This window comes from Asticcacaulis biprosthecium C19 (assembly GCF_000204015.1).
GTDB lineage: Bacteria > Pseudomonadota > Alphaproteobacteria > Caulobacterales > Caulobacteraceae > Asticcacaulis > Asticcacaulis biprosthecius.
On sequence record NZ_GL883079.1, the window covers coordinates 306,013 to 315,881 of the forward strand.

At 60.5% G+C, this 9,869-nt stretch carries 7 protein-coding genes; 2 read left to right on the top strand and 5 right to left on the bottom strand.

What is annotated here, in order from left to right:
* Window positions 1–44: 44 nt before the first annotated feature.
* Window positions 45–1,061, bottom strand: coding sequence for a YihY/virulence factor BrkB family protein (locus ABI_RS16575; RefSeq protein WP_050808333.1), 1,017 nt, complete (start codon window positions 1,059–1,061; stop codon window positions 45–47).
* 125 nt (window positions 1,062–1,186) lie between these two features.
* Between ABI_RS16575 and ABI_RS16580 the strand changes: the two genes are divergently transcribed.
* Window positions 1,187–1,738: a hypothetical protein gene (locus ABI_RS16580; protein ID WP_157138969.1), complete on the top strand. Its 552-nt coding sequence runs from the start codon at window positions 1,187–1,189 to the stop codon at window positions 1,736–1,738.
* Between the two features lie 69 nt (window positions 1,739–1,807).
* On the opposite strand, the gene ABI_RS16585 is transcribed toward ABI_RS16580, so the two are convergent.
* The 3 genes from ABI_RS16585 to ABI_RS16595 all read right to left on the bottom strand — a co-directional run bounded on the left by ABI_RS16585 (window position 1,808) and on the right by ABI_RS16595 (window position 4,201).
* On the bottom strand, window positions 1,808–2,353 hold the full coding sequence (locus tag ABI_RS16585; RefSeq protein WP_006274201.1) for a bactofilin family protein: 546 nt from the start codon (window positions 2,351–2,353) through the stop codon (window positions 1,808–1,810).
* Window positions 2,337–3,473, bottom strand: a complete 1,137-nt coding sequence (locus ABI_RS16590) for a M23 family metallopeptidase (protein WP_006274202.1) — start codon at window positions 3,471–3,473, stop codon at window positions 2,337–2,339. The genes ABI_RS16585 and ABI_RS16590 overlap by 17 nt, the downstream gene beginning before the upstream one ends.
* 236 nt (window positions 3,474–3,709) lie before the next feature.
* A complete protein-coding gene (locus tag ABI_RS16595; protein ID WP_006274203.1) occupies window positions 3,710–4,201 on the bottom strand; it encodes a peroxiredoxin in 492 nt (163 codons plus the stop codon).
* A 134-nt stretch (window positions 4,202–4,335) separates the two neighbouring features.
* Between ABI_RS16595 and ABI_RS16600 the strand changes: the two genes are divergently transcribed.
* Window positions 4,336–8,466 (top strand): DUF3971 domain-containing protein, encoded by a 4,131-nt coding sequence (locus ABI_RS16600; protein ID WP_245531378.1) that lies wholly within the window; start codon window positions 4,336–4,338, stop codon window positions 8,464–8,466.
* Window positions 8,467–8,693: 227 nt separating this feature from the next.
* Here ABI_RS16600 and tyrS read toward each other — a convergent pair.
* The coding region (gene tyrS, locus ABI_RS16605) for a tyrosine--tRNA ligase (protein WP_040309534.1) at window positions 8,694–9,869 on the bottom strand (1,176 nt) is incomplete at its 5' end.

The following is a 9,869-nucleotide window of genomic DNA, read 5'->3' on the forward strand; positions in this document are numbered from 1 at the left end:
GTCGTGGGTGCAGGGTCTTTACCCGGCCGACCGGAGGCGCTTTTTTACAACTCCGGCTTGGCCGCTTGCGGCTCCGTCTTGGCCATGTTGACGACTTCGGCGTTATCGGCGGCGTTGGCATTGTCGGTCGCCGTGACATGGGCCGGGGCCTTGCGTCGACCCTTTTTGAGGATGATCTGTGCCCCCATGTAGCGCGAGTAGACCTGCGTGAATTCGGCGCCGAGAAAGAAGATCTGGGTCGAATAGTAGATCCAGACGAGTACGACGATCAACGATCCGGCAGCGCCGTAGGTGCTGGTGAAGGCGCTATGCGCCAGATAGGTGCCGATCAGAAGTTTGCCGAAGGCGAAGAGCACGGCGGTGATGGCTGCGCCGATCCAGGTATCGCGCCATTGGATGTGAACGTCCGGCAACACCTTGAAGATCATGGCGAAGACCAGGGTGATGATGACGAATGATACCAGGTTATGCAGGAAGTGGACGGCGAAGCTGAGCGGTACCATGTTACCGAAAGCCGAGGTAACGGCCGGCATGATCGCGGAGATCACCAGACCGATCAGCAGGATGATACCGCCGCCGGCGATCATCGCGAAGCTGAGCAACCGCTTGTGGATGAACCAGGTCCAGTGGGCATTTTCGCGTTCCTCGATATTCCAGATCGCGTTCAGCGCGTCCTGAAGCTGGGCGAAGAAACTGGTCGCCGAGACGACCAGGGTCACGAAGCCAATGATCGACGCGATGATATTGGCCTTGGGGTTGCTGGTATTGGCCAGTATGGTCTGGACCGCCTGGGCGCCCTCATTGCCGATCAGCTTGTTGATCTCTTCGAAGATATAACCTTCGACGGCTGCGCGCCCAAACGCCAGGCCGCCAAAAGCCACCACGATCAGCAGCAGCGGTCCCAGCGAGAGGATGGCGTAGAAGGCGAGGGCGGCGCCCAGACGCGGCACCTTGTCGTCGTTCCATTCCCGCACAGTTTCCTTGAGGATGAACCAGAAGGCCTGAAGGGTAAGGGGCGGACGGACCTTGGCTTTCCGGATTTTGGCGGGATGGGGCGTCATGAGAGGATTCGCAGACGGTGAAGCGCAACAGGTAGCATGGTCCGTGCCATTTGCCGCGGATTTCTGAACTTGAACCGCGTAACAGGGATCAGATAGTGTGTAGCGAAATCAAGAGGGAAATGACGATGATCCGATCCGCTACGCTCATGCTTCTGTTAGCGATGCCAACTGCGGTCGTGGCCCAACCCGCGACCGTGCCGCCGGAACGTGTCATCGCCACAATCACGGCGGACTGGAACGAGGATGGCGGATTCGACCGTGCCGTTCTGGTTCAGTCCGAGGACGGTGCTGACCTCATCGTCTACATGTCCGATGGTGATAGCATGAAGCCTGTGGCGTTCGCGCCCGACCTGGTGTGGAGCGGCAACATGTGGGGCACCCAACCGTCGTTGGAATTGTCACCCGCCGGTGGCTTGAAAGTGCTGTCGGGCAATGACGCTATCGGTCGGTCGCGCTGGCAGCAGACCCTGACCCTGGCCTGGCGTAACGAGGCATGGGTCGTCGCCGGCGTCACCACGATGAGCCGCGATACGTTGGATCCCGATGCTGGCGGTACCTGCGATATCAATTTTCTGACCGGAAAAGGCACGGCTTACGGCAAGGCGGTCAAAAAGCCGGTGGGGGCGATTCCCGTTGCCGACTGGACGGTTGAAAAGGTGCCAGCGGGGTGCCTGTGATGTGAAAAAAAGCCGGGAACCTCAAAGGGCTGCCCGGCTTTCTTCACAGATTAAGTTCGGTGAGGTGGACTACTTCAGGTCGCCCAGAGCGCTGATATCGTAGGTGCCCAAGGAGGGTGAACCGTAGTCGCTCGTCGAAGCTGCCGGGGCGCTGACCGACGGGCTGGTCGCGGCGGCAACCGGGGCTTGACGCGACTGCAGGCAGCGGCCCTGGAAATAGGCGCCGACGTCGATGGCCAAGGCTTCGTGGGTAATGTCGCCTTCGACATAGGCCGTCGCCTGAAGCTTCACCTGCTTGCCCGAGATCGAGCCGACGATGCGACCGCGGACTTCAATGGTGTCGGCCTCGACCTTGCCCTCGATGCTGCCGGACTCGCCGACGATCAGGTGGCCACACTTCACGTCGCCGCGAACTGTACCGTCCAGGTGCAGGTCGCCACTGCCGGTGATGTTGCCATCAATGACCAGGCCTGAGCCCAGGCCGGACAGCTTGGCAGCGGGGCGCTGCGCTTGGGCTGCGGCACTGCGGTTGAGATTGACCTGCGGCGTCTCGAGCGGAGCCGGGGTCGGTTTGTTCGGCGCAGGTTGTGCCGGTTTGTTAGTTTTGTTGAACATAATCTCCTGCCTTCAAAAAGCGTGCCGGGTTTTGCGGGCGACCGTTCAGCCACACTTCGTAGTGAAGGTGAACGCCGGTCGAACGTCCTGTAGAGCCCATCGAACCGACGCGCTGGTCGACCGCGATCCGCTGACCGGTCTTGACAGTGAAGTTGGCGAGGTGGGCGTAGCGGGTCTTGAAACCGTTGCCGTGGTCGATCTCGACGCAATTGCCATAGCCCGTGCGGACACCGACAAAGGAGACAACGCCTGGGGCGGTCGAATAGATCGGCGTCAGATAGGCGCCGGAAAAGTCCTGGCCGGCGTGGAAGCGCGGCGCATGGTTGAACGGGTCGAAGCGAACACCGAAGCCCGAGGTTTCACGCGTGCCCAGGGTTGGGCGGCCAAACGGCAGGCGGTCCGAACTGTTCTGCAGGCCGCGCATGTCCGACAGGTCGTTGGCGGCGTTGGAAACGCGGCGGGCGAAGTCTTCGTCGACATTGAGCACGGCGGCCAGGGTCTTGGCATCCTTGCCGGCCAGAGGCCCGCCCTGGCCACCGGCGAAGATGGCGGGGTTCAGGCCGGCGATACGGAAGGCCAGGCGAAGGCGTTCGGCGCGCGTCTTGGCAAAGGTTTCAGCCTGGCTGACCATGCGTTCCTGCTCGGCGCGGATGGCGTAAATACGTTCCATCGGCGGCAGGCTATCGTCGACCTGCGCCGGTGCCAAAGCCACAGATGCTCCCGGTACGCCCTTGAAGTCCTTAAGAAGATTGACCAGGCCGGCGTGGCGGTTTTCGACGGTCGTGGCCAGGTCTTCCAGCGAGCCGGAATTGGCGGTGGCGTGGTGGGTCGCCATATCGAGGCGCGCCTGGCGGTCAGCGATCCAGCGCTCGGACTGGGCTTTCATCATACGCATCTGGTTCTCGGCGCCGCTGCCGTGGGCCGCCGCGAAGAACAGGCTGATACCAGTGGAGATGGCCAGCCAGGTGGCCAGTGCCGATGCCACGAAGATGAGGAAAAACTGTTTACCAGGGCTGATGACATAGCCCTTGGTCTCGCCGCCCGTGCGGATAAAGATGTGGCGTTCGGGCAGGATGGACTCCATCCAGTCGCCTAAGCCTTCAGAGCCGTTTTCACGCATAACCGCCGCCACCTAAACCGTTTATTAATTATGCCTTGGTGATTCGAACGGCGCAAGGTTTAACTCGCGCGGCTGTCAAGCTGTGCGCCAGCAAAATCAGGAACGTCATTAAAAACAGGAGGTTGATCATTGTGGTCCTTGCCTTCCGTCCCAATTTGAAAGTCGCATCCAACAACCTTCAAAAACGGTGCCGCCACCCAGTCCCACAACTGAAATAAGGATTGCATAAGGACATTTCAAGCCAGAAAAGACGTGATCGCGCTCAAAACTTCCGTGACATGGTTCTTCACGCGCACCTTGCGCCATTCCTGGCGGACCTGACCTTCCGGGTCGATAATAAAGGTCGAACGATCCGTACCCAGATATTTGCGACCGTACAGCGATTTCTCGCCCCACGACCCGAAGGCGTTGATAGTTGTCGTGGATTCATCGGAAAGCAGCGGCATTTTCAGTCCATACTTGCGGATGAATTTCCCGTGCGAGGTGAGATCATCCTTCGACAGACCGAACAATTTCACCCCACGGGTGTCGAATTCTGGCACAGCTTCCGAGAATGCGCAGGCTTCCTTGGTGCAGGTCTCGGTGTCGTCGGTGGGATAGAAAAACAGCACAACCCAATGACCGCGCAGGTCTTTCAGGCGGACGACTGTGCCATCGGAGGACGGCAGTTCGAAATCGGGCGCGGGATAGGGCGTAAAAGAAGTTGCCATCTGTGACGATTTCGCCATGACATAGCCTCGCTTAACTGTCTAAAGACACAAACCCTGTAAAAGAGTCGCCTCAACTGCACTGCTTTGGCGGCGCGCGTCCAGACGAAACACAAAAATTGCTGCCCGAGCCGCTCAAGACAACCTTAGAGATTTTGCGCAAGCGTCCGCGCCTGTTCGTCTTTGGCTGGCTGCTGCTGATGCTGCTGGTTTTCGCGTGGCGGCTATCGCTGGGACCGATCCGGATCGACGGCATCCGCCCTTTGATCATATCGCGTATCGAGGCGACCCTGCCGGGTACCAAGGCCAGCATCGACCACCTCGATCTGGCTTGGTTCGCCGGTGCGCGCGGCGTCGGGTTCCGTTTCGACAATTTGATTATTCAGGACTCCTCGAAACGTACGATTGTGCGCGCCGGGCGGCTGGAGACGGCGCTGGCGGCCGACAGTCTCATCCTGGGGCATTTTGCGCCGGCGCGCCTGACGGCCAGCGATGTCCTGGTCGTCGCCTCGGTTTCGAAAGAGGGGCGCTATGATTTGGGTTTCGACGCCCGCGGGAAGCCTGGGGCCGGCCCGGCGGGCCTGGATCGCTTCTTCTTTGATCTTACGGGTGAGGAGAAGCTCGGCCGGCCAGCCAGTTTCGCGCGCCAGGTCAGTGTCCGAAACGGGCAGCTACGCCTTATCCAGGAAGGATCAGATCTGGACTGGACCGCCCGGATCGCGGCGATCGACTTCTCCAAGCTGAAGGGACGACTGGAAGCCAAGGCCGACCTGACAATTGTGGGCGCCGACAGCCAGGCCAGCTTCCAGGCCCAGGCCAACGGCGTGATCGGGCTGAAACAGGCGACCATCTCGGCCAATCTGAAGCAGTTGGTACCAGCGCACGTCTTCCCCTCCGTCGGCGTGACGCGCCACCTGGCGGCTATCGATGCCCCCGTCAATGGGTTGGCTCGTTTCGACTACAGCCTGGCCAAGGGTTTTGACGGCGCCTGGGTCGACCTGGATGCCGGCGCCGGCCATGTCGCCTTCGGCGGCAGCCGTCAGGTCTTCGACAGCGCGCGCATCCGTGCCACCTATAATTCGACGGATCATACTGCCCAATTCCAGACCTTCCGCGTGCGTTCGCACCTCTTGGACACCGACCTGTCCGGCAAGGTGGTGATCACGCCGGCCGACAGGAAGATCAAACGCGACCTGAAGATCGCTTTCGACTTCTCCGGTCCGCGCCTGACCGGACGCCTGGCCGATGATTTCGCCCACCAGACCCTGACCGAAGCGCATTTCAAGGGTGCTTATGTCCCACAGCATCGCCGGCTGGAGATCGAAACCGGCAAGGGCTTGCTGAATGGTGCGCCGTTCGAAAGCCAGGGTGTGGTCTATACCGACGAGCAGGGACGGCTGGGGGCCGACCTGACCGCGAAGATCAATGGCCATTTCACCAAGGATGAGGTCTTCGCCTTCTGGCCTGAGGATCTGTCGCCAGGGACGCGCAGCGAATTGATCAAGCGTATCCAGGGCGGCGACTACGCCAATGCCGATTTCGTCCTGAAGGCGCCGCCGGGCCATTTCGAGAAAGACCAGCTTCAGGATGAGGATCTGCGTCTCGATTTTGATTTCGACAGTCTGGGCTTGATGATCGAGGAGCGCATGGCCCATGCCACCGGTCTGCGCGGTCACGGCACGCTTTTGGGTAACAGCTTCATGATGGATGTCGACGGTGGGCGCCTGGTCGATGTGGTGTTGACGAAGGGCGCGCTTGTGGTGCCCGATTTCCACGACCGTTCCACGAAAACTTCCATCTGGCTGGAGGCCGAGGGCGATGCCGTCGCCGTCCTAGAAGCGGTTGATCCGCTGGCCGACGGGGCGCTGGCCGAAGCAGGGCTGACTCGTGAACGCATGACCGGCCGCGCCACGGTCCGGGTCGACATCGCTTTCCCCACCTTTGGCGTGACGAACGATAATTTCGATTTGCGTTTCGAAGGCCGCATTGCCGACGCCTCGATGACTCAGGCGGCTCTGGGCTGGGACCTGAGCGAAGGTGCGCTGACGGTCAAGGGCGACCTGATGGCCGACCGTATCGAAGTCGCCGGACCGGCCAAGGTCGGGCCCTATACCGGCGACATCACCTACACCACTTATTTTGAGGCACCAGGCGCTGAGGTCGACTTCGACGGCAGCTTCAATGCGGCGCAGTTCGGCGGTTCGCCGCGCGTGCCGGTGGCGATCAACGGCCATTTCGCTATGTCGGGCGGTAAGGGAGAGGGCACGGTCGATGCCGACATATTCCGCGGTCGCGTCACCTGGGAGGGTGATGAGTTGGAAACTGAGCACGGGCGCCCGTCGCATGTGGTCATCGAAGGCGTCACTCTGGCTGACGGCATGCAGGCACAGGGCCTGCCGGTGTTCGAACGGCTGAAGCGCGAACTACCGACGCGGATTTCCCTGTTGCGCTCAGGGGAGATCTGGGCCGGCGAGGTCGACGCTGAGGCTCTATCCGGTGACATGGCCTATATCGAAGGTAAGCGGGCGCGTCTCGTCTACAAATCGATTATAACGCCGGATGAGGCGCGGGAACTCGGCTATGGCGGCTTGCCGGTGTTCAATGAAGCGCGCCATCTGACGGTCAATGTCGCCTTGGACGATCAGTCCAGGGAGGCCCTGCTGAAGCTGGACAATATCAACGCCGTGCTGGGCTGGTCGGAAGTCGAGGGCAGTGACGAACTGCTGCGGCGACTGAAGATGACGGTCATGCCCAAGGATTGGGAAGCCCTGGGGTTGCCGGTGGCGTTCTTCGAACCCGCCAAGCCAGTGGATGTTACGGCTCTGTGGCAGCAGACCGGCGGCCATCTGCGCGGTGAGGTCAGGTTATTGGGGCAAGTGGTTGATTTTGATATGCCTTCGCGAGATGCCGTGGCGACTGCAGATCCCTTCACGCTGCGCATCCAGGGTCGGGTAACGGACGAGGTGCTGAGGGCTCTTGGCTACAGCCACGATCCGATCGAGATTGCCGGCAATACCGGTTTTGTGTTTAGCCTGTACGAAACGCCAGGCCATCCGGCCGCCCTGGTCAATGTCGATGCCCAGGCGGCCGAACTGCGAATCAAGGCTACCGATTGGGACAAACCCGTGGGGGAGGCGGCGCGCTTTGCCCTATCTATGGACGACAAGGGTAATGGTGAGACGGGCGTCAATGTCTCACGTATCGCCGCCGCTGGTGACCAGATTCGGATCGACGGACGTGCCGCATTCGATGCCGAAGGCAGGTTGGAATTCGCTGATTTTTCCGACCTTTACCTCAAAGATCTCATCGATGTCCGTTACCAGTATTTTGCCGCCGATGCGTCGGATGTCATCTCGATCAGCGGCCGGCAACTGGATCTGCGGCCATGGCTGAAGGGGTCCGGTAAGACGGAAACGCCTGTTGCCAAACCGCTATCTGGTCCGGGTGTGACACGTACTGAAGACGTCCGCCCCGTGCATCTGGTCGTCGATCTGGACAAGCTCAAGATGTCGACGGAAGGCGCCTTCAGCGCCATCAAGGTCGATATGAGCTGGGACGGCCGTAGCGGGCTGACGGGCGAGGGGGCGGCGATCACGGCTGACGGGGTGCCCGTCGCGCTGACCTTGAAATCCCAGGGCGAGTACAGCCTGTTCAGCCTGGCCACCGGGGATCTGGGCAGTGTTATTCGTACCGCCTCGGGCGGGCGCAATATCTGGGGGGGCGAGGCCGTGATCGAAGGCGCCTATATGGACGGGCAGATCGATGCGACGCTGAAGGGTGAGAACGTCCGAGTCAAGCAGATCCCGGTGATGGCGCAGCTTCTGACCGTGGCATCGCTGCAGGGCGTAGCCGATACCCTTACCGGTGAAGGGATTGCATTTTCCGACTTCGAATTCCCGGTGCGCTTTCGCGACAATACCCTGTTCATCGATAACGGCTGGGCCGAGGGCGAGGCCATGGGCTTCAGTCTGCGCGGGACGACCAATCTCACAGCCAAGACAATGGACTTCCGTGGGACTTTGATCCCGGCCTACCGGGTCAATGCCTTGTTCGGCAGTCTGGGGTCGAACGGCCTGGGCTTGCTGGGTTTGAAATATGGCCTGGGCGGGACGTATAAGACGCCGACGCCGATGGTCGACCCTTTGTCGGTGATGATGCCGGGCTTCATCAAGGTGTGGGAGCGCGACCAGGTGAAGGTCGATCCGATCACGGCTTTGGCGTTACCATCCGTCAAGGACAAGCTGGCCCAGATCCGCGAAGAAAATGAAGCGCGGTCAAAGAATTAATATCATCTGTTCAAATTTGATCAGAGTGTTCTGATAGAGCATAGCGGTGGCAAAGCTGAGAAGGTTTTTAACCACGAACCACACGAACAGGCACGAACTTCAGGTCTGCAGGGGCCTCGCCGCGGACCGGTCCCTTATCATGAATGCCGCTTCGTAGCGCTTCATGTGAATCCTGAAGTTCGTGCCTGTTCGTGTGGTTCGTGGTTCAAATCTTCCTTCAATCCCACTTAAACCGGCTTGACCAGCAGGATTTTCTTCTTGCCTTGGGAAACCTTGATGACGCCGTCGGCATTCAGATCCATTGCCGTCACCAGTTGGTTGCCGTCGGTGATCGCCAGGTCATTGACCCGAAGACCGCCGCCCTGGGCCAGGCGCCGGGCCTCGCCATTGGATGAGGTCAAACCGATCTTCGTCGCCAGCGCCGCCAGCATGATGCCTTCGTCCAGCACCGCGCGCTCGATTTCCACTGTCGGCAGGTCAGCCGACAGAACACCCTGTTCGAACGCCTTCTGGGCCGTGTCGCGGGCCGTCGCCGCCGCCTCGTCGCCGTGCAGGAGCCTCGTCGCCTCGTCGGCCAGCACCTTCTTGGCGTCGTTGATCTCGGCGCCTTCCAGTGCTTCCAGGCGCGCGATCTCGTCCAGCGGAAGTTCGGTGAACAGGCGCAGGAAGCGGCCGACATCCTTGTCTTCGGCGTTGCGCCAGTATTGCCAGTAGTCGTAGGGCGACAGCAGGTCGGCGTTGAGCCACACAGCGCCCGACGCGGTCTTGCCCATCTTGGCGCCCGAGGCCGACGTCAGCAGCGGCGTGGTCAGGCCGAAGGCATGTGCGCCCTCACGACCCTCGCCCATGCGGCGGGTCAACTCGACGCCGTTGATGATGTTGCCCCACTGGTCCGAGCCGCCCATCTGCAAGACGCAGTTTTGGCGCAGGTTCAGTTCGCGGAAATCGACCGCCTGCATCAGCATGTAGTTGAATTCGAGGAAGGTCAGGGGCTGTTCGCGTTCCAGCCGCAGCTTTACCGAATCGAAGGTCATCATCCGGTTGATCGTGAAGTGCGGGCCGAAGGTACGCAGGAATTCGATGTAGCCATACTGCGACAACCAGTCGTCGTTATTGACCATAATAGCGGCGTTGCTGTCGGTGTGGCCGCCCTGAACACTTTCAAAAGTGAGAAATTTCGTAAAGACCTGTTTGATACCGTTCAGGTTTTCGGCAATCTTGGCGTCGTCCAGAAGCTGGCGCTGGGTGTCCTTACCCGACGGGTCGCCCACCTTGGTCGTACCACCGCCCATCAAGACGATCGGCTTGTGGCCCGTCTTCTGCAACCAGCGCAGCATCATGATCTGAACCAGGCTGCCGGCATGCAGTGACGACGCGGTCGCATCGAAGCCGATATAACCGGT

Excerpts from the sequence above, each read along its gene's own strand:
- ABI_RS16575 (WP_050808333.1), bottom strand. The coding sequence starts at position 1,061 with ATGACGCCCCATCCCGCCAAAATCCGGAAAGCCAAGGTCCGTCCGCCC.
- ABI_RS16580 (WP_157138969.1), top strand. The coding sequence starts at position 1,187 with ATGATCCGATCCGCTACGCTCATGCTTCTGTTAGCGATGCCAACTGCG.
- ABI_RS16585 (WP_006274201.1), bottom strand. The coding sequence starts at position 2,353 with ATGTTCAACAAAACTAACAAACCGGCACAACCTGCGCCGAACAAACCG.
- ABI_RS16590 (WP_006274202.1), bottom strand. The coding sequence starts at position 3,473 with ATGCGTGAAAACGGCTCTGAAGGCTTAGGCGACTGGATGGAGTCCATC.
- ABI_RS16595 (WP_006274203.1), bottom strand. The coding sequence starts at position 4,201 with ATGGCGAAATCGTCACAGATGGCAACTTCTTTTACGCCCTATCCCGCG.